This window comes from Sorangium sp. So ce394 (genome assembly GCF_051474665.1).
In the GTDB taxonomy this organism is placed as follows: Bacteria; Myxococcota_A; Polyangia; order Polyangiales; family Polyangiaceae; genus Sorangium; species Sorangium cellulosum_D.
Window position 1 is genome coordinate 4,375,287 of record NZ_CP150339.1, and the last position, 22,993, is coordinate 4,398,279.

Sequence of the window (22,993 nt, forward strand, 5' to 3'; positions counted from 1 at the left end):
CCTTCGACGAGCAGCGATGGATCACCCTGGAACGCAACAGCGGCGTACTGCGGCGCGCCGCCGGAACACCCACGCTCCATCGCGAACGCTCACCCCGCTGCCTGCCGGCGGCCGGCCGAGGCGCGGCGCGCCGGATCTCCCGATGAGCCGTCGCAAGCGCGGTGCGCCGCCTGCACCGGCGCGCTCGACGCCGCGCCGTCCCGCGGTCTCGCCGCCCATCGGCGCCCTCGTCGCGGAGCGGCGCCTGATCGCGGCCGTGCTCGCCGCTTGCGGCGTCCACGCGCGCGATCGCGAGGATGTGCTCCAGGACGTGCTCATGGCCGCCTGGAGAGCCGTCCAGGAGGGCAGATACCGCCCTGATCCGCGGGCCGATCCGCGCCGCGCGCTCCAGGGCTGGCTGCGCGGCATCACATGGCGGCAGGCGGGCCATCACCTGGGGCGCGCCCGCGTCCGCCGGGAGGTCCCGGTCGACGACCCGCGCGCGCTGGTCGGCGAAGGCTGCGTCGACCTGGAGGGGAGGCTCCTGGCCCGCGCCGCGCTCCGCGCGCTCGTCGCGCTGCCTGCGCAGGACGGCGAGCTCCTCCTCGCCGCGGCAGGTCCCCAGACCATCACCGCCTGCGCCAGGGCGCACCGCCTGAACCCGGCCACCACCGCCCGCAGGCTGCACGCCGCTCGAAAGGCGCTCGCCGATCGGATCGCGCGGCGTAGCTGGTAATCCAGGCGCCGCCGCCGCTCCGGAGCGCTTCGTCGGCCGTGACGAGCGAGGCAGCTCCTCTCTGACGACACGACGAAGCACGGAGTCGGCCACCGGCCGCTCTCTCTCCGCCAGACATGCGCTCGGAGCGTCCTTCATCATCGTCCGATGCCCGCGACAAGCCTCCTCGGCGCTGAGCCGGAATTCCTCGATCGCGGCGTCGTCGATCCCGAAGCTGGCGGCGGGGTCGCGCGGCCGGCGAGCTCCGGCGGTCGGATTGACGGGGCGGGCGATCTCGCGGAGGATCCCGCCCCGCGATCGAGCCCGGAACAATCCACATCGACGGGGGACGATCGGCGATCGCCAGCGATTCAGCGCCCACGTCACCCGCATCGAGCCGCGGAAGCCGTACAACCGAAGGGACGCGACCCATGACCACTTTGCCCAAAGGCCCCAGCAACAACATCCTGGCGAACATTCAGGGGATGCTCGACCCGATCGGCTACACGCTGCGCATGCGGGAGCGCTACGGCGATCCGATGTCGTGCCCGAAGATGAACGGCAAACCGGTGCTGGCCACCGGCAGCGTGGAGGGGCTGCGCTCCGTGTTCGCGGTGCCGCCGGAAAACCTCGACCAGATGCTGGGCGAGAGCTTCACCGCGGCGGTGGGAGAGTCGTCGCTGTTCTCGCTCTCGGGCGCGCGGCACGCGGCCATGCGCAAGCTGCTCATGCCGCCGTTTCACGGACAGCGCATGCGCCTGTATGGGAAGCAGATCTGCGACCTGACCCTGCAGTGCTCCCGGGACTTCAAGCCGGGCCTGCAGCTTGTGGCGCAGGACCTGATGCACAAGATTTCGCTGCAGACGATCATCCACCTCGTGTTCGGGGTCACCACACCGGCGGAAGCGGCGCGCCTCGAGGAGCTGCTCGAGGAGCTGCGCAAGAGCTTCTCCTTCGGCCTGACCATCACCCTCATCATTCCCTGGCTGCGCCGGGAGTTCCGGGGCTTCGGCCCGTGGGCGCGCAGGCAGCGCGCGACCCGCGACCTGCGCAGCTTCCTCGATCCGGAGATCGCCCGCCGCCGCGCCGAGCCCGTCGAGCGCACCGATATCCTGAGCCTGCTCCTGGAAGCCCGCCAGGAAGACGGGACGGCGCTCGACGACCAGCAGATCTTCGAGCAGCTGCACACGCTGCTCTTCGCGGGGCACAGCACGACCGCGGGCGCGCTCTCCTGGGTGCTCTATTTTCTCGGACACGCGCCCGCCGCGCTGCGCCGGCTGCAGGACGAGCTGACGGCGCTGGGCGCGGATCCGGAGCCCGAGGCGCTGGCCAAGGCGCCGTATCTGGAGGCGGTGTGCAACGAGACGCTGCGCCTGCGCCCGCCGAGCCCGGGGGTGGGACGCAAGCTGAACGCGCCGATGCAGATCGCGGGCTACGAGCTGCCGGCCGGAGCAGGCGTGTTCGCGCAGATCATCTGGGCCCACCACAATCCCGCGGTATTTCCGGAGCCGGAGGTGTTTCGTCCCGAGCGATTCCTGGAGCGGACCTATTCCCCCTTCGAATTCCTGCCGTTCGGCGGCGGCAATCGGCGCTGCATCGGGGCCGCCTTCGCGCTGTACGAGATGAAGCTGATCCTGGGCACGCTGCTGCGGCGCTACAGCTTCGAGCTCGTGTCCAAGAAGCCGGTGCGGGTGGGGCTGCAGGGGCTGCCCGGCTCTCCGGTGCGCGTGATCGTCCGTTGACCCGCTCTGTGTCCTAGGCGCCGGCCGGCACCGGCGCGGGCGAGCCGTTCATCTTGTCGCGGATCATGCACCGGAGGAGGGCCTGCCGCAGGTTCGCGTGCGTCGCCACCGAGGCGAGGTCCAGCCCGATCGACACGATGGTCTGCGCCACCTCGGGCCGGATCCCGACGATGATCCCCTCCGAGCCGAGCAGCTTCGCCGCGCGCACCACGCGGATCAGGTGATCGGCCGTGGCGCTGTCCACCGACTGGAGCGCCGTCACGTCCAGGATCACGTGCCGGGATTGCTTGCGGACGATCGCGTCGAGCAAGGCCTCCATCATGTGAGCGGCGGTGCGAGCGTCGATGTCGCCCAGGACTGGCATCGTCAGCACGCCGTCCCACACCTCGATGATCGGGGTCGACAGGCTGCTGATGGCCTGCTGCTGCCGCTCGATGATCGCGAGCTTCTCGCTCAGGGTCGCCGCGGAGGCCTCGCGCTCCTCCAGCAACCGGCGCAGCCGCTCCTGGCTCTCGCGCAGCGTGCCCTCCGTCTGGCGGCGCTCGGCGTTCTCCAGCCGGAGCGCGTTGTAGAGCGCGGCGTTCTCCATCGAGATCGCCGCCTGCGCCGTGATGAGCTGGAGGAGCCCGAGCCGCCGCGCGCTGAACGCGCCCAGCGTGAGGTTGTTCTCCAGGTAAAGGACCCCCACGAGCGCCGACTGCCGGAGGACGGGCGCGCACAGCACGCTCCGCGGCCGCACCCGCTCGACGTACGGATCTCCGGAGAACAGCGACTGCGCGGCCGGATCGTCGAGGATGATCTGCTCGTGCGTCCGCTGGACATACTGGATCATCGACTCCGGCAGGCGCCCGGCGTCGAGCGCGACGCGCGGCGAGTGCACCGCGACGTCGACGCCGTCCTCGCCGACCTCGGCCGACGCCGCGATCACCAGCGCATCGCCGCTCGCCGCCAGGAAATGGCAGCGTTCGGCGCCCGCGTGCTCGACCACGATCCGGAGCAGCGTCGACAGCAGGCTGTCCTGGTCAATCTCGGACGAGATGGCCTGACACGTCTTGACGGCCGTGAGCACGTCCATCTGGTCGAGCTGCGCGCCGGGCGCCGCGCCGGCACGGGCGGGATCGGCCGCGAGCAGCCGCGAATAGCGCTGCTCCAGCTGGCGGACCTTCCCGTCGGCGCCCCAGCGCGCGTAGCAGGCCCGCGCGTCGCGGAGCAGCGCCCCGGCCATGGAGCCGAGGCCCCGGGCGAGGCAGAAGCGGCCCGCGAGCTCCTTGGAGAGCGCCTCGATCTGCACGAGCCCGTGCTCGCGCGCGGACTCGGCCGCTTCGTCGTACAGCCGGAGGGCGTCGTCGGCCCTCCGCTCCACCCGCGCGATCTCGGCCCCGGCGAGGAGCTTCATGGCGCGGTAGTTCGCGGGGCAGTTCTCCGCCCAGACCGCGAGCAGCCCCTCGTTCGCCGCGATCTCGGCCCTGTACTCGCGCTGCTTCTGCTCGTCCACGTCGTCGAAATGGCCGAGCAGGGCGAGCGTGATGTAGAGCGTGCACTCGGCGAGGAGGGCCTGGCAGCCCATGCTCCAGAGGAACGGCTTGAACCGCTCCGAGAGCCGCACGGCCTCCTCCACCTCCCCGGCGAGGAGCCGCACCTGGATCTTGCGGCCGTGATAGAAGTAGAAGGCCATGAGCGAGCTCGGGGGATTGGCCTGCTCGAACGCCTCCTCCTCGAACCCGCCGCCGTTCATCGTCGAGACGCTCGCCGTGAGGCCGCGCAGGCACTGGATCGCCCGCTGCATGCCGACGATGATGGGCGCGGTCATGCTGCGCTCCACGCCGCCGGTGATGTCGAGCAGCCGCTCGCTCTCCCGGTACACCTCGTCGAGCCGGCGCCCCGAGGAGATCATCAGCGACAGCCCTTGCACGCTGTTCACCGTGATGAACGTGACGTTCCCCGAGCGGCGCCCCGCCGAGAGGCCCTCTTCCAGGACCCGCACGCAGCGGCCGAAGGGCTCGAACCACACGGCCGCATAGGAGCCGAGCGCGGCGCTGATCATGCTCTGCCAATAAGGCGTCCCCGTGCGGTGGGCGAGCTCGTGGCCCATCTTCGCGAACTCGTAGCCACGGCGGTAGTCGCCGAACCTCGGCATGAGGACCATGGCGGCCGTCGCGTAGCTCATCGCCGAAGGGCCGGCGTTGCCGTGGAGGACGCTGAGGTAGATCGTCCTCGCCATCATCCAGTGCGCCAGCGTCTGGTCGTAGTACCAGGCCGGTACGTAGGTGACGCTGAGCACCGTCACCGCGCCCAGGATCTCGGGATCGGTCATCGGCGGCAGATCCGCGAGCGACGCGATGGGCCGGTCGCCGATCGCCGCCCAGATCCGCTCGAACTCCGCCTCGACGTCCGCGTCCGAGGCGCTCGTCGGCATGTCCATGCCGAGCATGCGCATGCAGTCGACGCAGGCGTGGATCGCCTCGCCGATCGCGAGCTCGGCCGTGCTCCGCTCGATGAGGAGCCTGTAGGCGAGCTGCTTGTCGAGCCGGGTCCGGCCGTGCTCCAGGAGGAGCGCGCAGAGGCGGCGCGTCTCCGCGCCGTTGCCGGAGAGGTGCTCGCACTCGGCGAGCTCGCCGTGGAGCGCCAGCATGAGCTCGTGATCGCTGCGCCAGCTCGCCTCGTCGAGCAGCGCCGCGCCGGCCGTGAGGTACCCGGCCGCGACGCCGTACGCCGAGGATGCCTTGGCCCTCCTGCCGGCCGCGAGGTTGAGCTCGGCCACGGCGCTGCGCTCCTCCGGGTCGGAGATGTGGGCGGCGCCGAGGTTGTACTGGTTGGCGATCGCGAAGAGCTCGTCGCCGAGCTCCGCGGATCGCGCCTTGAGCGCGCGCGCGATCCGCAGGTGCACGTCGGCCCGCTCGGCCTCCGGCGTGAGGAGATAGGCGGCCTGCTGGACGCGATCGTGGAGGAACGCGTACCCGCCGCCGGAGCGCAGGAGGAGCCCGCTCTGGACCGCGGGCGCGAGGCGCTCGTGGAGCTCGGCCTGCGGCGCCTCGCAGACGGCGGCGAGGGTGTCCATCTCGAACTCCCCGCCGATACAGGCGGCCAGGCGCAGCGAGAGCATCGCTGTCTCCGGCAGCCGGCGGAGCTTGTGGAGCACCATCTCGACGACATCGTCGGTCAGGCGCGCGGCCTCGATCTTCGCGAGATCCCAGCGCCAGACGAGCTGCTCCGGGTCGAAGACGACCAGCCCGTCCTGATCGAGCATCTTGAGGAACTGGGTCGCGAAGAACGGGTTGCCGTGGGTCTTGTCGTGGATCAACCCGGCGAGCGGCCGGGCCTCCTCGGCGCCGCACCGGAGCGCGTCGGCGACGAGCTCCGCGACGTCTTGCCGGGACAGCGGATCGAGCGTGACGCGCTCGGTGCGGACGCCGGCCTTCTGGATCTCGTCGATGGCCGCGCTCAGGGGGTGACCCGCCCCGACCTCGTTGTCGCGGTAGGCGCCGATGAACAGGAGGTGGCGGATCTCGCCGCGCGACAGGAGGCTGACGAGGAACGAGAGGCTGGCGGCGTCCGCCCACTGGAGGTCGTCGAGGAAGAGCACGACCGGGTGCTCCGCGCTCGCGATCGCCCCGAAGAGCGCCCGGAAGACCCGCTCGAACCGGCCCTTCGCCTCGCTGCCCGGCAGCGGCTCCACCGGCGGTTGCGGGCCGATGACCCGCTCGAGGCGAGGGACGATGTCGAGGATGATCTGCCCGTCGTCGCCCACGGCGTGGAGGAGCTGCCGCCGCCACTCGGCGAGCCGCGGCTTGCTCTCCATGAGCATCCGCTGCACGAACCGATCGAGCGCCTGGACGATCCCCGCGTAGGGGACCCCGCGCTCGTACTGATCGGCCTTGCCCGAGACGAGGAGGCCGTGCCGGCGGACCACCGGGCGATGGAGCTCGTCCACCAGGGCGGACTTGCCGATGCCGGGGTTCCCGACGACGAGCACGAGCTCCGGCGCGCCCGCCGCGCAGCAGACGCGATCGAACGCCGCGGAGAGCGAGGCGATCTCGGCGTGGCGGCCATAGAGCTTGTGGGGAATGCGGAGCTGCTCGGGGACGTCGCCCGCGCCGAGGGGGAACGAGGAGAGCTCCTGTCCGGACTCGAGCGCTCGCAGGCAGCGCGCGAGGTCCCGCCCCAGCGCGGCCGCCGTCTGGTACCGGTCCTCGGGCATCTTGGCCAGCAGCTTCATCACGATGTCGCGGATGGGCGCGGGCAGGCGCGGCGCGTGCTCCGATATCGGGCGCGGACGTCGAGCGATGTGGCAGTGCACCCACTCGATGACACCCTCGGCCTGGAACGGCAGAGCTCCGGTGAGCAGCTCGTAGAACACGACGCCCAGCGAGTAGAGATCGGTCCGATGGTCTGCCGCCCGGCTGGTGCGGCCCGTCCGCTCGGGCGCCATGTAAGGCAGCGCCTCCGGCGCGACCGCGTGCCGGCCGCTCTGCTGCCCCGCGACGCCCTCCTCCGCGGCCGGGCCGACGAGCTGTGCCGTGCCGCTGCCCTCGTCCACGAGCAGGGTGCCTGGCCGGACATCCCCGTGGGGCTCGGCGCGATGAGCCGACGAGAGCGCGGCCGACGCGGCGATCGCGATCCTGACGAACCGCGCAGGATCCATGGGCGAGCCGATGAGTTGCTTGAGCGGTACCATGGTGGATTCCTCGAACAGGCGTCTGGGCTGGCCGTCACCCGGCAGGCCCCAGGTACGGTCGCGGCGCAACCCTCATCGCGATGGTGCAAAGGCAAATGGAGACGGACGACCGCGCTGCGACAGGCGCCATGGGCCGCCCCGCAGACAACGAACACCTCGCCGCCGCCCCGTTCCGAAGCGCTGCCCCGCGGAAAGCGAGGAAGAGCCGTCAGAGATCCCTTCCCGAAGATGCCTTGGTCGAGGAACAATTTCAACCGGTTCCGCGCCCGATCGCGAGCAGCGCCATGCGGTCGAGGGCGCGCTTGATGAGCCTGCCGGAGCGCTGCGCCGTTGCCCAGCGCATCAACGCGAGGGCGTCCTCGCCGCTCTCCGAAGGGCGCCTGGGCGGCGAGCCAGGGTAGGGCGAGCCAGGGTAGGGCGAGCCAGGGTAGGGTTCGACCGCCGGCCGGCTCGTCGCGCTGCGTCCTCAGAAGCGGTGCCGTCGCGCCCACCTTGACAACCTGATGGCCCTTGGCACGATTCGTCATCGTGGGGGCTCATGCGTACCGGGACCGACGATCACACAGAGCCAGGCTCGCTGGTTGTAGACCATGCCCGCCACCCGGGGCTGGGCGGGCCCGCGCCCTCGGAGCGCGCTGAGAGCGCGGACCTCGGGCCGCATGGGGCCGCCTCCGGCTGCCCGCCGGAGCAGCGTACGGACGACCTCGGGACGACGACCGCTTCGCCCGCGAGCGGCCGAAGAAGCCGATCAAACACGGTCGCGATCGACATTCCGACGGACATCGCTCGCAAGTGGCAGGAGATGACCGATCTCCTCGCGGAGATCCTGCGCGTCCCGGCCGCCCTGATCATGAGGGTCGAGCCGCCCGAGATCGTCGTCTGCGTCTCCAGCGAGTCGAAGGGGAACCCTTATGAGCCCAACGAACGCGCGCGCCTCGACACCGGGCTCTACTGCGAGACCGTGATGAAGACCCGAACGCCGCTGCTGGTCCCTGACGCCTTGAAGGACGAGCAGTGGGAGTCGAGCCCGGATGTCAAGCTCGGGATGATATCTTATCTCGGTTTCCCGATCGCCTGGCCCACGGGGGACATCTTCGGAACCATCTGCGTGCTGGATGACCGCGCGAACCAGTACAGCAAGACCTACCAGACGCTCGTGGCGCAGTGTCGCGATGTGATCGAGGTGGACCTGAAATCCATCTTCGCCTTCGAGGCTCGCCTGACAGAAGAAGCCCGGGCAAAAGAGCGGCTGGAACAGCAGGTCGCCGAGCGCACCGCCGAGCTCAGCCACGCCAACGCCCAGCTCAGGCGCAAGATCGCGGAGCACGAGCGGACGGAGGCGGCGCTGCGGAAGGTCGCGGAGGAGCGCAGGCGCGCGGAGGAGGCGTTGCGCACGAGCCAGGAGCTCCTGCGCGCCATCATCGACAGCTCGACGACCGTCGTCTCCGTCAAGGACATCGAGGGGCGCTACATCCTCGTCAACCGCCGCTTCGAGGAGCTGTTCGGCGTCGCTCGCGAGGCCATCGTGGGCAAGAGCGACTATGACGTGTTCTCCCGGGAGCACGCCGAGGCGCTGTGCGCGTTCGACCAGCGGGCGATCCTCGCTGGGACGGCGCTGGAAGACGAGGAGGTGATGCCTCACGACGATGGCGTGCACACCTATCTCGCCATCAAGTTCCCTCTGCGCGACGCCGCCGGCGTCCCGTACGCGGTGGGCGGCATCTCCACGGACATCACGGAGCGGAAGAAGATCGAGGCGGAGCGCGCCCTGCTCCTGGAGGAAGAGCAGAGGGCCCGGGCCGCCGCCGAGGCAGCGGTGCGGATGCGCGACGACTTCGTGTCGATCGCCTCTCATGAGCTCTATACCCCCATCGCGGGCCTGAAGCTCGCCGTGCAAGGCTTGATGCGCGAGGCGACGGCGCTCCCCGCCGGCGCGCAGAGGCTGGCCGGGATGGCCGAGCGGCAGTGCCGGCGGCTCGTCAGGCTCATCGAAGATCTGCTCAACGTGGCCCGGATCCAGGCAGGCAAGCTCGAGCTGAAGCTGGAAGACGTCGATCTCCGGGCGCTTTCGCGAGAGGTCGTGGAGGACTTCGACGTGGAGCTGAAGCAATCCGGAAGTACGGTGACATGGCGGGCCGACGCTCCCGTGGTCGGCTTGTGGGACAGGGCCCGCCTGGAGCAGGTGGTGACGAACCTGGTGCTGAACGCCATCAAGTATGGGAGGGGCAAGCCGATCGAGATCAGCGTCGCGGCCGACGGCGAGATGGCCAAGCTGGTCGTCGCCGATCGCGGCATCGGGATCGACGCGAGCTGCGTGCCGTACATCTTCGAACGCTTCGAGCGAGGCGTCTCGGCGCAGCACTACGGCGGTCTCGGCCTCGGCCTGTACATCAGCCGCCGGATCGTGGACGCCCATGGTGGCTCGATTCGCGTAGAGAGCGAGCTCGGCGCGGGGGCGGCCTTCATCGTGGACCTCCCCCTGCGCCGGCGCCGCCACGCGCTGCCGACCGAGGTGTCCCCGCCGGCCGGAGGTCCCGATGAGCCCGCAGGATGATCCTCGCGACGGTGTCTTGCTCGTCGACGACGACAGCGGGTTTCGCTCTGTCGTGAAGGAGCTCTTGCAGGCGTTCGGCTACGAGGTCGTCTGCGCGGAGAATGGCTCGGTGGCGCTGGATCTGCTCCGCCGCGGCCTCCGCCCGAGCATCATCCTGCTCGACCTCATGATGCCGGAGATCAATGGCTGGGAGTTTCTCGCGCTCAAGCGACAGGAGCCCGCGCTGGCGAACATCCCGGTGGCGATCCTGTCGGGCGTCGACGCGCTGGAAGCCAAAGCGGCCACCCTGGACGCGTGCGCGCTGCTCAAGAAGCCGATCGAGCTCGACACCCTTCTCGCCGTGGTCGCGCGGACACAGTGAGCCCGTGTCGGGGAGCGCGCCTTTGCGCCTCTGCGTCGAGCTCGCGCTCTCCGGATCCCTGACCGGACTCCTGGTGGGTGGAGCTAGCGCGTTCCGGCGCCCAGGTTGGCGACCATCCCGAGGCGCTGAGGACCCTCGCCGAACCGCGCCCGCAGCCGGGCGAGGATCGCCTCGCCGAGCTCGTCCCAGCGCGCCTCGCCGAGCTTGTCCCGCAGGAGCACCAGCGGCGCGTTGCTCCGGCGCATCGAGCCCCAGAGCTCCTCGGTCGAGGCCGCCTCCCAGGCGTGCTCGACCTCGCGCACCGAGACGTCGCGAAACCCTGCGGCCTCCATCTCGGCGCGGAGCTCCGCCGGATCTCCGAGCGGCGCCTTGCCCTCGCCGAAGGGCAGCCCGGGCAGCTCGGCGCGGATCGCCGAGAAGAGCTCGTCCATGATCGGCGACCGGTCCATCGGCGCCCAGCTCCCGACGACGGCCCGGCCACCCGGGCGCAGCACCCGGAAGAGCTCGCGGAAGCCGCGGTCGCGATCGGGGAAGAACATCAGCCCGAACATCGAGAAGGCGGCGTCGAAGGCGCCGTCCTCGAAGGGCAGCGCCATGCCGTCGCCGACGCGGGCGTCCACCGCGAGCCCCGCGCGCGCGGCGCGGTCGCGCAGCCGCTCGACCATCGCCGGGGAGAAGTCGAGGGCGGTCACCTGCGCCTCCCGGGCGGCGAGGAGGGACAGGGTGCCTGGCCCGGCGGCCACGTCGAGCACGCGCGCGCCCGGGTCGACGCCGGCGAGCCGGAGGGCGTCGGCGGCGTATCTCTCGAAGTGGGGGACGATGTCGACCGCGTAGTCGTCGGCGACCATCTCCCAGGCGACCGGGGTGGCGAGGGGGCTCGGGGGCTGGGTCATCGGCGTCGGTGCTATCACGCGCGCGCCGCGCCGATCCAGCCGGCGCTGCCCGGCGGCGCCCCACGACGCCCAGAACCAGAAGAGGCGAAACGACCTACACCAGGAGAAGCTGTACGGAGCGCGGCGCGGTCCTCCCCGGCGGCGCCCCTCCGAGCGGCCGCGCCGGCGCGGCCGTCACTGCGCGACCGCGCCCTCGCGGCGATTCGCCACACGCGCCAGCGCCTTCGCTCCGGCCCTCGCGCCGGCGGGGCGCGCCGCCGCCTCCGGCGAGCCCGGCTCCGCGTCCGCGCCCTTCTCGCCCTTCTCCGCTTCCGCATCCGCCGAGTCTGCGCCGGCCTCGGTCGCGTCGTGCGGCGGCAGCACGGCCTTCGCGGTCGACACGAGCAGCACGCTGGTCAGCCCCACGACGCTCGCCGATCCGGCGACGAACACCGCGATATGCATCATGGTGCGCTGGAGGAGGCTGCCTTCATTCAACTTCCGGAGGATCTTCAACATGGTGCTACCTGCCTCGTTCGCGAGCGCCCGCCCGCCGCCAGCGCCTTTGCTGCCTGTCAATGCGAGCCTCGTGCCACCCGCCCTCCGGCGGATCCACCGCATGGATCACAGGGCTTCTGGTGCTGCTCTGCCAAAGTGGACACGTCGGCGACCTGTACATTGGCGCATCCTGCCAAAATGACAATCCGTTTTGCGGAGACGCCGCGACCGTGGTGTGCGCGGTCGTCGTTGCGCGTCGTTTCGCGTCGTTTCGCGTCGTTTCGCGTCGTTTCGCGTCGTTGCGCGTCGTTGCGCGTCGTCACGTACGAAATACGGCGCACGCCCGACGGAGTTGTCGCGCGTTTCGTGCTGTCGACGCGTCTCCTGAGCTGTCGGCCTGGCCGTCCTCGACAGGATGTCCGCGCTTCGTCGGGAGAGGCCTCTCCGCGCGGTTTCCGCGCATGTTCGGCGGGGGGTCCGCGCGTCTTCCGCGAGTCCCCGCGCGCCTACCGCGGCTCGTCGGACGCCGCCGCGGCAGCGGGCGCGGCGCCCGCGAACGCGCGCGCGGCCTCGGGGTGCTCCGCGATGAGGCGGAGCGCGCGGCCGAGGAGCGAGATCCCCGGCTCGGTCCTGTGCCAGGTCGACGCGCCGCTCGGGTGCGGCAGGCAGATGACGTCGGCCTCGACGCCGTGAAAGCGCGCCCGGCGCGCCTCGCCGATCACGCCCGCGAGCGGACCTCGGTGGCCGAGCACCTGCTCCACCGCGAGGCTGCCCACCGGCAGGATCAGCCTCGGCTCCAGGATCCCCACCTCGCGCGCGAGGTGCGTCCGGCAGCGCAGGATCTCCTCGGGATCGGGCCTCCGGTCGCCGCCGCCCTTCGCCTTGCCGGGGAAGCAGCGCGCGACGGCCGACATGTAGACGCGCCGCCGGAGCTCGTCCTCGCGCACGCCGAGCGCCGCCTCGAACCAGCGGAACAGGGTGCGGCCCGCGGTCCACGCGAACGGGCGGCCCAGGCTGCCCTCGCGCGGGCCGGGCGCCTGGCCGATGAGCAGGATCCGGCTCGGGACGGGCGGGCCGTGGACCACCGGGCCGATCATCTTCGGGCAGGCGCGGCACGCCTCGAGCTCGCGGTGCAGCGCGGCGAGCCGCTCCTCCGCGCTCAGGACGGGAAGACGGAGCGCGGGGCGCCTCATCGCGTCGACATCGGGCGCCTCGCGGCGCCGGCGGCCTGCGCGCGCAGGCGGCCGCCGAGGAGGCGCGCGGCGAGGACGCCGCCGAGGAAGCCGAAGAGATGGCCCTCCCAGGAGATGCCCACCCGCGTCGGGAGCACGCCCCAGATCATCCCGCCGTAGACGAAGCCGACCACCAGCGAGAGCGCGATCGAGAGGAGGCTCCGCTCGAACCAGCCGCGGAGCAGCAGGAAGCCGAAATACCCGAAGATGACGCCGCTCGCGCCGATGTGCACCGAGCTGCTCGACCCGATGAGCCAGACCCCGAGGCCGCCCACGAGCGCCGAGAGGAGCGTCACGAGGGCGAGGTCGCTCTTCTTGCGGAGCAGGATCAGCCAGCCGAGCGCGACGAACGGCACCGTGTTCGCGATGAGGTGCGCGAACCCGCCGTGCAGCCACGGCGCGAGCGCGATGCCGACGAGGCCCGGGATCGTCCGAGGACGGATTCCCAGGGCATCGAGCGATCCGTGGAACACCGCCATGTCGAGGATCTCGATCGCCCAGAGGAGCGCGACGACGCCTCCGAGCAGCGCCGCATGCAGCTTGAGCTCACGGGTGATCGCCCTGGTTTCGCTGGTGCTCATCCTGTCCTCGCGCTGTCCTCGCCGGCCCGCCGAGAGGGGACCCACGCTTCGAGCCTAGCGCGTGCAACAGCCACGCGCGCGCTCTCTTCCCGCCTCCTCCCGTCTCTTTCCGCGAGGCTTCCCGCGAGGCGCGCCCCCGGTGCCGATAGCTGTCCCGTCCGGCGAGCGGCGCGGTAGAGATCGGGCTCATGCTGCTCACCCGCGCTGAAGCCACCGGATTTCGCGAGACATCCCTCCACGCCGACGTAATGCGGTTCGTCCGCGCGCTGGACGCCCGCGACGACCCGCGCCTCGCCGTGACGACCTTCGGGACCAGCCCGGGCGGACGGGAGCTGCCGCTGCTCGTGCTGTCGAAGGACGGCGTGCGCTCCCCGGCCGAGGCGCGCCGCGCCGGGCGCCCGGTGGTGCTGATGCTCGACGGGATCCATCCGGGCGAGGTGGAGGGCAAGGAGGCCAGCCTCGCGCTCGTCCGCGACCTGCTCGACGGCCGGCACCCCGACTGGCTCGACACGCTCGTGCTCCTCGTCGCGCCGCTGTTCAACCCCGACGGCAACGACGCGCTCGATCCGCAGAACCGCCGCCTCGACCTGAAGAAGCTCACCGGCCAGCCAGGCCCCGTCGTCGGCACCCGGACGCAGAGCCAGGGCATCAACCTGAACCGCGACTACCTCCGCCAGGCCGCGCCCGAGATGCGCCTGCTCCAGGAGCGCGTGTGCATCCCGTGGGCGCCCGATCTCACCATCGACAACCACGCGACCAACGGCTCGGTGCACCGGTTCCACATGACGGTCGACGTGCCGCACACCGCCGAGTCGGGGCGCGCCGAGCCGATCGCGATGGTGCGCGACCGCCTGGTCCCCGAGGTGATGGCCGCGGTGCGCAAGCGCGGCTTCGAGAGCGGCTGGTACGGCAACTTCGTCGAGGACGAGCGCGCGCTCGACGCGGGCGGCGACGCGGATCCGGCGGCGCCCGTCGGGCTCGGCTGGATGACGTACCCGCACCACCCGCGGTTCGGCTCGAACTACCGCGGGCTCACGGGCCGGCTCGACCTGCTGCTCGAGTGCTACAGCTACCTCTCGTTCGAGGAGCGGGTCCAGACCGCGTCGGCGTGGCAGATCGAGACCCTGTCCTGGGCCGCCGCGCACGCCGATGCCATCCGCGAGGTCGTGGCCTCGAGCGCCCGGCCGCCGGATCGCGTCGCGGTCCGCTACCGCCTCGAGCCGACCGCGACCCCGATCGACGTCCTCACGCGCAGCCCGCGGGCGTTCGACGGCGAGCCGGTCACCGTGCGGATCCCGCACCTCGCGCGGTTCGTCGGGACGACCGTGGTGGATCGGCCGCGGGCCTACCTGGTGCCGCCGGCGATCGCCGAGGCGCTGCGGCGGCACGGGCTCCGCGTCGCGCCGGCCGAGGGGGTGCACGACGTCGAGGTCGCCCGGGTGGCGTCGCTCGGCGCCGAGCACGGCCGCGCGATCCTCGAGGCGGCCCAGGTCGGCGAGGCGGCCGTCGAATGGCGCGCGGAGGCCCGGCGCGCCCCGGAGGGGTGGTCCCGGGTCGACACCGAGCAGCCGCTCGGCGCGATCGCCGTGTACCTGTGCGAGCCCGAGAGCGACGACGGGGCGGCCGAGAACGGCCTGATCGCGGCGCCCGCCGTCGGGGACGAGCACCCGGCGTGGCGGGTCCGGTGAGCCCGGAGGCTTCACATTTCTCCCGCGTTCTGCTTTTCACGGGGGGCGATCGCTCCACATCCTCGCCGCTCGATGCCGCTCGCTGACCTGGAGGAGGGCGCATGAAGGACCAGATTCCCGGCTTTCTGTTCATCGACCACGTCGCCATGGCGGTGCCCGCCGGGCAGCTCGACGCGCAGGTGGCGGCCTACGAGCTGCTCGGCTTCCGCGAGGTGCACCGGGAGGAGGTGCGGGGCACCGATCAGGTCCGCGAGGTGATGCTCCGCGTCGGCGACAGCGACAATCACATCCAGCTCCTCGAGCCGCTCTCCGCCGAGTCGCCGGTCCAGAAGCTCATCGACAAGAACGGCGGCCGCGGCGGCTTCGCGCACGTCGCCTACCGCGTCAGCGACGTCCAGGCGGCCTTCGACGCGCTCAAGGCGCGGGGCTTCCGCGTCATCGACGCGGCGCCCCGGCCCGGCTCCCGGGGCACGACGATCTTCTTCATGCACCCGAAGTCGCGCGACGACGCGCCGTTCGGCCACCTCATCGAGGTCGTGGAGGCCCATGGATGACAGGCTCTTCTCCGAGTTCGCGCCGGTCGCGCTGGAGACGTGGCGACAGGCGCTCGCGCGGGACCTCAAGGGCAAGACCGCGGACGATCTCTCCTGGGCGAGCGCCGAGGGGCTGCTCGTGCCGCCGATCTTCGCGCCGGACAGCCCCCCGCTCCCCGCCGCGGAGGGCGGGCCGCTCGTCGAGTCGCTCGTCGCCGAGCTCCGGGGCGGCGCGTCGGAGCTGCGCTTCACGCTCGGCAGCAGCTACTTCTTCGAGATCGCCCGCCTCCGCGCCGCGCGCCTCCTCGCCGAGCGCCTGCGGCCGGGCGCCACCGTCACCGCCGTGATCCCGTCGGCCGCCGTGCCCGGCGACGAGCCGCACAAGAACCTCCTCCGCGGCATCGTGGCGATGATGGCGGCCGTGGCCGGCGGCGCGGACGACGTCGTGATCACGCCGCCCGAGCGCCTGCTCGGCAACGCCCGGGTCATCCTCCGCGAGGAGGCCCACTTCGAGGCCGGGGGGAGCCCGGCCGCGGGCTGCTGGTACGTCGAGCAGCTCACCCGGAGCCTCGCGCGGGCGGCGCTGCGGCAGATCGACGGCGCCGCGGAGCTCCCCGCGCAGGCCGCGGCCCCGGAGGGCGGCGCGCCGCTCGAGCACCTCGAGCACCTCGGCTTCACCGCCGGGATTCCGCCGTTCCTGCGCGGGCCGTATACGAGCATGTACGTGGTCCGCCCGTGGACCATCCGCCAGTACGCCGGGTATTCGACGGCCGAGGAGTCGAACGCGTTTTACCGGCGCAACCTGGCCGGCGGGCAGACCGGGCTCTCGGTCGCCTTCGACCTCGCGACCCACCGCGGCTACGACTCGGACCACCCCCGCGTGGTCGGCGACGTGGGCAAGGCCGGCGTGGCCATCGACACCGTGGAGGACATGAAGGTCCTCTTCGACCAGATACCGCTCGACAAGATGAGCGTGTCGATGACCATGAACGGCGCCGTGCTCCCCGTCATGGCGTTTTACATCGTCGCCGCCGAGGAGCAGGGCGTGCGGGCAGAGCTCCTCTCCGGGACCATCCAGAACGACATCCTCAAGGAGTTCATGGTCCGGAACACGTATATCTACCCGCCGGCGCCCTCGATGCGGATCGTCGCCGACATCTTCCGGTTCGCCGCCGAGAAGATGCCGAAGTTCAACTCGATCAGCATCAGCGGCTATCACATGCAGGAGGCGGGGGCGACCGCGGAGCTGGAGCTCGCGTACACGCTCGCGGACGGCCTCGAGTACCTGCGCACCGGCATCGCGTCGGGCATGGATATCGACGATTTCGCCGGTCGATTCTCGTTCTTCTTCGGGATCGGCATGGACCATTTCACCGAGGTCGCCAAGCTGCGGGCGGCGCGGCTGCTCTGGGCGAAGATCGTGAAGGGCTTCCAGCCGAAGAGCCCGAAGTCGATGGCGCTCAGGACGCACTGCCAGACGTCGGGATGGAGCCTGACCGAGCAGGACCCGTTCAACAACATCACGCGCACGGCCATCGAGGCGCTCGCGGCCGTGCTCGGCGGCACCCAGTCGCTGCACACGAACGCGCTGGACGAGGCGCTGGCGCTCCCCTCGGACTTCTCGGCCAAGGTCGCGCGCGACACCCAGCTCTTCTTGCAGAAGGAGACCGACGTCTGCCGCGTCATCGACCCGTGGGGCGGCTCGCACCACGTCGAGCGCCTCACGGACCGGCTGGCGCGGCGCGCGTGGCAGTTCATCCAGGAGGTGGAGTCGCTGGGCGGCATGGTCAAGGCGATCGAGAACGGCCTGCCCAAGATGCGCATCGAGGAGGCGGCGGCCCGCAAGCAGGCGCGCATCGACGCGGGGCGCGACATCATCGTCGGCGTCAACGCGTACCGGCTGGAGCGGGAGGCGCCGCTGGAGCTGCGCGAGGTCGACAACACGGCGGTGCGCGAGCGCCAGGTCGCGCGGCTCGGCGCCGTGAAGGCGGCCCGCGCGCAGGCCGCGGTGGGCGAGGCGCTCGCCGCGCTCACGCGCGCCGCCGCGACGGGGGAGGGGAACCTGCTCGCGCTGGCCGTCGACGCCGCGCGCCGCCGCGCGACGCTCGGCGAGATCTCCGAGGCGCTGGAGCGCGTCTTCGGCCGCTACGAGGCCCCGGTGCGCGCGGTCAGCGGCGTGTACGGCGCGGAGATCCGCGACGCGGGCGCGGGCCGCGAGGTGGAGGCGCTCGTGCGCGAGTTCGCGGCGCTCGAGGGGCGCCGGCCGCGCATCCTGGTCGCCAAGATGGGGCAGGACGGGCACGACCGGGGCATGAAGGTGATCGCGACCGCCTTCGCGGATCTCGGGTTCGACGTCGACATCGGCCCGCTCTTCCAGACGCCGGACGAGGTGGCCCGGCACGCCGTCGAGAACGACGTCCACGTGGTCGGCGTCTCGTCGCTCGCGGGGGGCCACAAGACGCTCGTGCCCCAGCTGATGGACGCGCTCGGGGCGGCGGGCCGCGGGGACATCCTCGTCGTGGCCGGCGGGGTGATCCCGCCGCAGGACTACCGCTATCTCGAGGAGCGCGGCGTGGCGGGCGTCTTCGGGCCGGGGACGGTGATCCCCGACGCCGCGGCGCGGATCGTGCGCACGCTGATCGACAGGCTCTCGGCGCAGGAGGCTCGCTAGGTTGAAGCCGGATCCGAGGCAGCTCGTCGACGGTCTCGTGGCGGGCGACCGCGCGGCGCTCGCGCGCGCCATCACGCTGGCCGAGAGCGCGCTCCCCCGCCATCAGGAGCTCGCCGAGGAGGTCCTGGAGCTGTGTTTGTCGCACGCGCCGCCGCGCGCGGGCGGCGCCGTGCGCCTCGGCGTCAGCGGCGTGCCGGGCGTCGGCAAGAGCACGTTCGTCGACGCGCTCGGCGTGCACCTCGTGCGCGAGCGGGAGGAGACGGTCGCCGTGCTCGCGGTCGACCCGACGAGCCCCGTTCACGGCGGGAGCATCCTCGGCGACAAGACCCGGATGCCGCGGCTGGCGAGCGATCGGCGGGCGTTCATCCGCCCGTCGCCGTCGGGCGGCTCGCTCGGCGGCGTGGCGCGGGCGACGCGCCAGGCGATCGTGCTCTGCGAGGCGGCCGGATACCGCAACATCCTGGTGGAGACCGTCGGTGTCGGGCAGTCCGAGGTCGCGGTCGCCGACATGACCGATTGCTTTTTGCTGCTCATGCTGCCCGGGGCCGGGGACGAGCTTCAGGGGATGAAGCGGGGGATCATGGAGCTCGTCGACCTCGTGATCATCAACAAGGCCGACGGCGGGAGCGAGGGCCGGGCCGCGCGCGCTCGGAGCGAGTACGAGGCCGCGCTGCACCTGTTCCCGCCGCCGCCCCATGGCTGGGCGCCCGTGGTGGGCGTCTGCTCGGCCCAGGAGAACCGCGGCGTCCGCGAGGCGTGGGAGCTCGTGCTGCGCCACCGCGCGCACATGCAGGAGAGCGGGTGGCTGCAGCGCCGCCGGGCCGCGCAGGCGCGCCGGTGGCTCGTCGAGCTGATCGAGGGGCACCTGCGGGAGGCGTTCCTGAGGAGCGACGCCGTGCGCGAGCGGATGCCGGGGCTGGAGGGCCTGGTGGAGGCTGGCGCACTGAGCCCGCTGCGGGCCGCGCGGCAGCTGCTGGAGGCGTGGGAGGCGGGCGGGAAGGGGTGACGGGGGGCCACCGGGCCGGGCGCCGGGAGGGGTAGGTCGGCGCGCGTCACGTCCAGAGAAGGCGCGCGCCGCCCGGAAGGGGGGTCGAGAGGCTCCCGGTAGAATTGAATCAACCCAAAGGCTGCCGAGAGCCTGCCGGTAGAATTGCATTCAACCCGGAGGGCGGACGACGAGCCCGCTCCCAAACGCAAGCGGGGCGCCTACCGGCCGTGGGCCGAGCTTCTGCGCCGCACGCTTGCGATCGATGTCCTCGCGTGTCCAGCTTGCAAAGGCAGGATGAAGCTCGTCGCCATGCTCACCGAGCCAAGGAGCATCGCCCGCTTCCTCACCGCGCTTGGCGAGCCCACCGACGTTCCAGTGCGCTCCCCTCTGTGCCAACGTCGGGTGAGACAAACTGCCCCTGGAAATCTGTGGTGAAAGGGCGGAGAATGGACCTGACCCGTGCCGAAGCTTTCCCATCTCCGATCCGTCGATCCTACCCCCGCCCCAGCGGCGCAGGGCGCTGCGCCCCGCCCGAGTGGCGCCGCCGTCGAGAGCGTGGCGAAGCCGGGCAAGAGGCGGAAGTTCTCGGCGGCGGAGAAGCTGCGCATCGTTCGCGAGGCGGCTGCGTGCACCCAGCGCGGGGACAGCGACGCGTTGCTGCGTCGCGAGGGCATCGACAGCCCCTCCTGGCGGCGTGGCGCAAGCTGCTCGCCCTCCACGGCAGCGAGGCTCTCGCGGAGCGTAAGCCCGGTCACAATCCGCACGATGTACCGGCTGCTCGCCGCCTCCGGCGAGAGCGGGGAGCGGCGCGTGCAGCGTGGGCCGATCAATCTTCCAGAGAGAGCATGGCCCAGGGCACAGTTGCCCGAGAATGGGCGAAGATATAAGCCGTGAAACATCACATGATAACAATCGTCAGCAAGCAATTCTGGAAAGCGTCCATGAAAAATTTGCAGCAGAATCGGTCCTCTCGGTGGTTCATACTGGCGTTCGCGTCAGTCGCGCTAGCAGGCTGTGACGGTGGTGCCGATACCATGGAGCCCTCGGGCGGCTCATCGTCTTCTAGCAGCTCTTCATCCTCCAGCTCCAGCTCCAGCTCCAGCTCCAGCTCCAGCTCTAGCTCATCTTCGAGCAGCTCTAGCTCGTCTTCGAGCAGCTCTAGCTCGGCTTCGAGCAGCTCTAGCTCGGCTTCGAGCAGCGCTAGTTCTTCTGGTTCTGCTGGAGGCGGGGATACAACGGGTACGCCTCTCCCTGATTTCTCCAAGTATTCAGCCTACACTGAGCAATACACTGAAAAAACCGTGATCACTTCAAATCACGCAACGGGCCATGTTGGTGATTTCTTCTTCACTCACTGGAAAGATGGCGGCTCGACATCTTTGACTGTGGACCCGAATGGCGAGTTCAGCGTGACCTGGCAGGGCGGCGGCTATAACTATGTCGGTGGTCCGGGATGGCATTACGGAGATGAGAACAGGGTGATCGGCTACCGCTTGAATAACGACAGCGGCGCGAGCTATATCGCTTTGTACGGCTGGGGGTACGACAAGACTATGCCTACTTCGAACCCGGCACACCTGGTGGAGTATTACATTCTGCAACGATGGAGTTATGACCCCAGCCAGGGTGCTACCCCTGGCAAGACCTTCATGAGCGATGGGGTTGAGTATTCCACATACCGCTCAACGCGGCAGCAGCAGCCCTCTATCAATGGTCGCTCCACTTTCTACCAATACTGGAGCAAGCCTGCTCGGCCGCAGGCCCTCGGACAGGACCACAAAATCATCTTCGCCGATCACGTGAAGGCATGGGCCGATACCGGCTGGATTGTTCCGAACATGAACAATCTGGATGCGAGTGACGATCCCACCTATCAGGTCATGGCCGTCGAGGTGTTCAACCCCGGCAGCAATGGAACTGCAGCTGGTCGCGTTTGGGACGAGACGCCCTAATCGAAAGAAATGTGGCGCGCCTAAGCGTTTCGTAGGTGTACGGCGCGAACACCGGTGCCGGCGGCGAGGAGCGCGGGCGCGAGCTCGGCGCGGCCCCTCTCTGCCGCTCCGGTCGTAGAGGTCGAAGCCCATGCGGGGAAGTGCGGTGCCGCCGCCATAGTCAAGCGGCGTCGTGCGCGGCGCCGCGGATTCCTGGGTGGGCGCTGTTCGTCCACCACATGGTTGACGAACACCCGAACCACTGAACAGCTAGAAAGATGTGCCCGTCCGCCGAACGGTCAGCGTTCACCCGCGAGGTCGCGAGCGTCAGCTCGCGCCTCGTCGGCGTGCAACGCGTTGTTCGGCGGCTGCGGCGTTTCGGAGAAACCGTCCAGGCACCTTGCTCCAGGGCCACCAGCAGCGAAGGAAACGTTGAGCTCCAACCGGACACCCGATCCTGCGCCTGATGGCGATCGGATCGAGCAACCGCGAGATCGCCGAGGCCCTCGGGACCGCGGAGGGGACGGTCAAAAACCACGCGTCGAGCATCTCCGCCAAGCTCGGCGTGCGCGACCGAACCCGCGCCGTGCTGCGGGGCCTGGAGCTGGGTTACATTTGAGCTCTAGACCCTGATCAAGCGCTACGTTCACAACCAGCCTTCATTTGGGTTGGATCCTGAATTCGGGGCGGGGTGGTGAAGACCGAAGCCTGATCCACGTTGAGGCGAACGCCGGCATCGGCTCGACCTGCGACGGGGGCGGCGTCAGCGGAAGTCCGGCGGACTTGGCCACCTGTCGTTCCTGCCGCTTCGCGACGCTCTGCCGGTACTCCTTGGCCTCGGCCAGTTTGGTGATCTCGATCTCGCCGTGCAGTTTGCGCACAACCTCCGCGACCTCATCGATCTCGACGTGGAAGAACTCCTTCCTCTCATTGATCAGGTTGACCCGCCGGTAGTGGAACTCACGGTGAAGAGCGTTCTCCAAAGCGGGGGCATCCTCGGACCAGATCATGGCGTGGACATCGAACTCGCACGGCACCGAAGCGTCGCCCAGTTCGGCTCTATTCAATGTGCTCACGGATCCCGCTCACGCGTCGGCGTCAATGCTCTTGGGCTTGGCGCCGGCGGCCAGCATCTCCTCGCGCATGCGCTTGTGCCTGTAGCTGGCTAGCTTGAGGCTGAGCGCCGGAGACAGGCGATCGAGGTACCAGAATGCCTTCCACCATTTGGGCAGGACGATGATCGCCTCGTTGCGGGCGACGGCGTCGAGCGTGCGGCGCGCGAGCTCTTCGGGGGGGATTGGGCGCAGGCGCTCCGACATGCGCATGATGGCCTCTTTGGAGACGTTCTCCACGTTCATACGGCCGTACACACCGCCGGTGAGGATGGGTGTGCGGATGGTGCCGGGGCACAGGACGGAGGCGCGGACGCCGTAGCGCTCTGCCTCCACGCGGAGGGCCTTGGTGACGGCGACGACGGCGTGCTTGGTGGCGGTGTAGGCGCCCTCGTTAAAGCCCGCGACGAGGCCTGCGACGGAGGCTGTATTCAAAATGTGTCCTGAACCCTGCTTCACCATGATCGGGTAGATTGCCTGGATGCCGTAAACGACGCCGCGCAGGTTGACGTCGATGACGTCGTCCCAGTCCTCTTGCACGTGACTGGCCATCTCGCCCCCGACGACGATGCCGGCGTTGTTGAACAGGTAGTCGATGCGGCCTGAGCGCTGCAGCGTGTCTTTTGCGATGGCCTTGAAGGCCGGCAGGCTGCGCACGTCGAGCTCGGCGGCGGTCGCGCGACCTCCGCGGTCGGTGATGCCTTTGGCGACCTCCGCGGCGACGCTGTGCTGGCGATCCGCCAGCACGACCTCGCACCCTCGATGGGCGAGCTCTTCACCGAGCGCGCGGCCGATGCCGGAGGCGCCTCCGGTGACGATTGCGACCTTGTTTTCAAGCGTTTTCTGGTTGGTGCTCATCGG

Annotated in this window: 17 protein-coding genes and 1 pseudogene; 10 read left to right on the plus strand and 8 right to left on the minus strand. The window is 70.4% G+C overall.

Features of this window, described 5'->3' with window-relative positions:
- The first annotated feature begins 142 nt into the window (after nucleotides 1-142).
- A complete protein-coding gene (locus WMF33_RS16225) occupies nucleotides 143-715 on the plus strand; it encodes an RNA polymerase sigma factor (protein WP_437337983.1) in 573 nt (190 codons plus the stop codon).
- 464 nt (nucleotides 716-1,179) lie between these two features.
- Nucleotides 1,180-2,436: a cytochrome P450 gene (locus WMF33_RS16230; protein WP_437337984.1), complete on the plus strand. Its 1,257-nt coding sequence runs from the start codon at nucleotides 1,180-1,182 to the stop codon at nucleotides 2,434-2,436.
- Nucleotides 2,437-2,449: 13 nt separating this feature from the next.
- Here the strand turns inward: WMF33_RS16230 and WMF33_RS16235 are convergent, their stop codons facing one another.
- The gene (locus WMF33_RS16235) at nucleotides 2,450-7,111 is read right to left on the minus strand and encodes an AAA family ATPase (RefSeq protein WP_437337985.1); all 4,662 of its coding nucleotides are present in this window, start codon (nucleotides 7,109-7,111) and stop codon (nucleotides 2,450-2,452) included.
- A 538-nt stretch (nucleotides 7,112-7,649) separates the two neighbouring features.
- Here WMF33_RS16235 and WMF33_RS16240 point away from each other — a divergent pair.
- The gene (locus WMF33_RS16240) at nucleotides 7,650-9,665 is read left to right on the plus strand and encodes a PAS domain-containing sensor histidine kinase (protein ID WP_437337986.1); all 2,016 of its coding nucleotides are present in this window, start codon (nucleotides 7,650-7,652) and stop codon (nucleotides 9,663-9,665) included.
- A complete protein-coding gene (locus tag WMF33_RS16245; protein ID WP_437337987.1) occupies nucleotides 9,649-10,026 on the plus strand; it encodes a response regulator in 378 nt (125 codons plus the stop codon). Before WMF33_RS16240 ends, WMF33_RS16245 begins: the two co-directional genes overlap by 17 nt.
- A gap of 83 nt (nucleotides 10,027-10,109) precedes the next feature.
- On the opposite strand, the gene WMF33_RS16250 is transcribed toward WMF33_RS16245, so the two are convergent.
- From WMF33_RS16250 to WMF33_RS16265, 4 genes are all read right to left on the minus strand, one after another.
- On the minus strand, nucleotides 10,110-10,919 hold the full coding sequence (locus WMF33_RS16250) for a class I SAM-dependent methyltransferase (RefSeq protein ID WP_437337988.1): 810 nt from the start codon (nucleotides 10,917-10,919) through the stop codon (nucleotides 10,110-10,112).
- A 174-nt stretch (nucleotides 10,920-11,093) separates the two neighbouring features.
- On the minus strand, nucleotides 11,094-11,417 hold the full coding sequence (locus WMF33_RS16255; RefSeq protein ID WP_061628764.1) for a hypothetical protein: 324 nt from the start codon (nucleotides 11,415-11,417) through the stop codon (nucleotides 11,094-11,096).
- A gap of 485 nt (nucleotides 11,418-11,902) precedes the next feature.
- The gene (locus tag WMF33_RS16260; RefSeq protein ID WP_437337989.1) at nucleotides 11,903-12,589 is read right to left on the minus strand and encodes a uracil-DNA glycosylase family protein; all 687 of its coding nucleotides are present in this window, start codon (nucleotides 12,587-12,589) and stop codon (nucleotides 11,903-11,905) included.
- Complete coding sequence (locus tag WMF33_RS16265) at nucleotides 12,586-13,209, minus strand: rhomboid family intramembrane serine protease (protein ID WP_437337990.1); 624 nt, start codon at nucleotides 13,207-13,209, stop codon at nucleotides 12,586-12,588. The genes WMF33_RS16260 and WMF33_RS16265 overlap by 4 nt, the downstream gene beginning before the upstream one ends.
- A 188-nt stretch (nucleotides 13,210-13,397) precedes the next feature.
- On the opposite strand from WMF33_RS16265, the gene WMF33_RS16270 reads away from it, so the two are divergent.
- From WMF33_RS16270 to meaB, 4 genes are all read left to right on the plus strand, one after another.
- Nucleotides 13,398-14,897 (plus strand): M14 family metallopeptidase, encoded by a 1,500-nt coding sequence (locus tag WMF33_RS16270; RefSeq protein ID WP_437337991.1) that lies wholly within the window; start codon nucleotides 13,398-13,400, stop codon nucleotides 14,895-14,897.
- Between the two features lie 101 nt (nucleotides 14,898-14,998).
- Nucleotides 14,999-15,451 (plus strand): VOC family protein, encoded by a 453-nt coding sequence (locus WMF33_RS16275; protein ID WP_437337992.1) that lies wholly within the window; start codon nucleotides 14,999-15,001, stop codon nucleotides 15,449-15,451.
- The gene (gene scpA / locus WMF33_RS16280; RefSeq protein ID WP_437337993.1) at nucleotides 15,444-18,101 is read left to right on the plus strand and encodes a methylmalonyl-CoA mutase; all 2,658 of its coding nucleotides are present in this window, start codon (nucleotides 15,444-15,446) and stop codon (nucleotides 18,099-18,101) included. The genes WMF33_RS16275 and scpA overlap by 8 nt, the downstream gene beginning before the upstream one ends.
- A gap of 1 nt (nucleotide 18,102) precedes the next feature.
- Nucleotides 18,103-19,107, plus strand: coding sequence for a methylmalonyl Co-A mutase-associated GTPase MeaB (gene meaB, locus WMF33_RS16285; protein WP_437337994.1), 1,005 nt, complete (start codon nucleotides 18,103-18,105; stop codon nucleotides 19,105-19,107).
- An 880-nt stretch (nucleotides 19,108-19,987) separates the two neighbouring features.
- On the opposite strand, the gene WMF33_RS16290 is transcribed toward meaB, so the two are convergent.
- A complete protein-coding gene (locus WMF33_RS16290) occupies nucleotides 19,988-20,353 on the minus strand; it encodes a hypothetical protein (RefSeq protein WP_437337995.1) in 366 nt (121 codons plus the stop codon).
- Between the two features lie 37 nt (nucleotides 20,354-20,390).
- On the opposite strand from WMF33_RS16290, the gene WMF33_RS16295 reads away from it, so the two are divergent.
- Nucleotides 20,391-21,041 carry a glycoside hydrolase family 11 protein gene (locus tag WMF33_RS16295; RefSeq protein ID WP_437337996.1) on the plus strand — a complete coding sequence of 217 codons (651 nt, stop codon included), beginning with the start codon at nucleotides 20,391-20,393 and terminating at the stop codon, nucleotides 21,039-21,041.
- Between the two features lie 433 nt (nucleotides 21,042-21,474).
- Nucleotides 21,475-21,639: pseudogene (locus WMF33_RS16300) on the plus strand (LuxR C-terminal-related transcriptional regulator); the annotation flags it as partial.
- Between the two features lie 40 nt (nucleotides 21,640-21,679).
- Here WMF33_RS16300 and WMF33_RS16305 read toward each other — a convergent pair.
- Nucleotides 21,680-22,096 carry a GIY-YIG nuclease family protein gene (locus tag WMF33_RS16305; protein ID WP_437337997.1) on the minus strand — a complete coding sequence of 139 codons (417 nt, stop codon included), beginning with the start codon at nucleotides 22,094-22,096 and terminating at the stop codon, nucleotides 21,680-21,682.
- Nucleotides 22,097-22,105: 9 nt separating this feature from the next.
- A complete protein-coding gene (locus tag WMF33_RS16310) occupies nucleotides 22,106-22,990 on the minus strand; it encodes an SDR family NAD(P)-dependent oxidoreductase (protein ID WP_437337998.1) in 885 nt (294 codons plus the stop codon).
- Nucleotides 22,991-22,993 lie beyond the last annotated feature (3 nt).